Source organism: Bergeriella denitrificans NBRC 102155, assembly GCF_001592185.1.
GTDB classification, from domain to species: Bacteria; Pseudomonadota; Gammaproteobacteria; order Burkholderiales; family Neisseriaceae; genus Neisseria; species Neisseria denitrificans.
This window is the reverse complement of sequence record NZ_BCWL01000308.1, coordinates 1-1,601: the sequence shown is the minus strand read 5'-3', so window position 1 is coordinate 1,601 and position 1,601 is coordinate 1. Positions and strand designations below refer to the sequence as shown.

Genomic DNA, 1,601 nt, shown 5'->3' with positions numbered 1-1,601 from the left:
CGTAACAGTGGGCTTATCCCAATCCGCCAGTTTAATGCGCGATATACACCGCCCAAAAATGCGACACGGGCATCACCAGCAGCAGGCCGGGCAGCATATTGGCGACGGGGAAGGATTTGATGCCCATAATGCGGAAGCCCGTCATCAGCATCATCAGCCCGCCCAGCGCGGAAAAGTCGGCGCGCATATCGGGCGTGGTCAGCGGCAGCACCAGCATAGCCAGGAAAAACAGCGTCAGCTGCACCAGCGTTTGCGGAATGGCGATAAACGCCACCATGATGCCGAGGGTGATGGCGAAAATAGCGGCGGTAAACGCGTCCAAAATCGCTTTGATATACAGCACCGACGGGTCGCCGCTCATGCCCTCCTGCATCGCGCCGAAAATCCCATGCCGCTGACGCAGAACAAAATCACCAGCGAAACATAGTTTTCCAAAAATTTCTCGGTCGATAAATCGCCTTTGGCCGGCAGGATTTTGTCCACCCACGAGCGGGTGGCCGCTGCGGCTTTGTTCAAACCTTTTTCGATGTTGAACCATTCGCCCAGCGCCGTGCCGATTACGGCGGAAAGGCCGACGGCGGCGTAATATTTGACATTGGGCAGCGTGATGATGCCCAGGCCGACGGAAAGCAGACCGAAAAGGGTGGGCAGGTTGGCGCGCACGCGCTCGGGCAGGCGGCTGCCGACGGTGAGGCCGAAGAGCGCGCCGCCGACAATGGCCGCAGCGTTCACCAGCGGGCCGACGGGTAGGGAGGTCATTCGATGTCCTTGTATGAGAAGCGTCTGTTCCGGCTGCCGGACAGGCGCGGCAGCAAGTCATGTGGGTTTGGGCGCGGGATAGGGTAGGTTGCTGAAATATCAAGTATTGCGTAACCCTTATCCTGCACCCGTGTTAAATAACAGGCCGTCTGAAAACAGGCGTTTTCAGACGGCATTTTGTGGGGTAAGGGCGTGATTATACGCCTGTTTTTATTCCGATTCAATTTCCGGCCGGCCGTGCAGCCCCCAGTGCGGCAGCTTGGGAATATCGATATCGAACAGCTCCAGCGCGCGGCCGACGCTGTGGGTCACGATGTCGGCCACGCTTTGCGGCTGCTGGTAAAACGCGGGCACGGGCGGAAACACGATGCCGCCCATTTCGGTTACGCGGCGCATATTGTCGATGTGCGCCAGATTCAGCGGCGCTTCGCGCACCATCAGCACCAGACGGCGGCGTTCTTTCAAGACCACATCGGCGGCGCGGGTCAGCAGATTATCGCCGTAGCCTTGCGCGATGGCGGCCAGCGAACGCATGGAGCAGGGCGCAACCAGCATACCCAGCGTTTTAAACGAGCCGCTGGCCACCGCTGCGCCCAGATTGCCGACGGGATGCACCACGTCGGCCAGCGCGCAGACGGCCTCGCGGGTATAGGGCGTTTCCAGAGCGCGGGTCATTTCCGCACCTTTGGAGACCACCAAATGCGTTTCAATGCCGCCGGTTTCGCGTAAAAGGCGCAGCGCTTCGTAGCCGTATTGAAAGCCGCTGGCGCCGCTGATGCCGATGATGATGCGTCGGGTCATGGGTTGTCCTGTTGTAAGCCGCCGGGCAGGGCGGGGGAATA

The 1,601-nt window shown here is 60.0% G+C and carries 1 protein-coding gene and 1 pseudogene; both read right to left on the bottom strand.

All coding sequences use genetic code 11. From position 1 onward, the window contains the following. Positions 1–31: 31 nt before the first annotated feature. Positions 32–759: pseudogene (locus BDE01S_RS10415) on the bottom strand (DUF554 domain-containing protein). A 210-nt stretch (positions 760–969) separates the two neighbouring features. Further along, on the bottom strand, positions 970–1,560 hold the full coding sequence (locus tag BDE01S_RS10410) for a UbiX family flavin prenyltransferase (protein WP_082790471.1): 591 nt from the start codon (positions 1,558–1,560) through the stop codon (positions 970–972). Between the last annotated feature and the right edge of the window lie 41 nt (positions 1,561–1,601).

Coding starts and splice junctions, on each gene's coding strand:
- BDE01S_RS10410 (WP_082790471.1), bottom strand. CDS start 1,560: ATGACCCGACGCATCATCATCGGCATCAGCGGCGCCAGCGGCTTTCAA.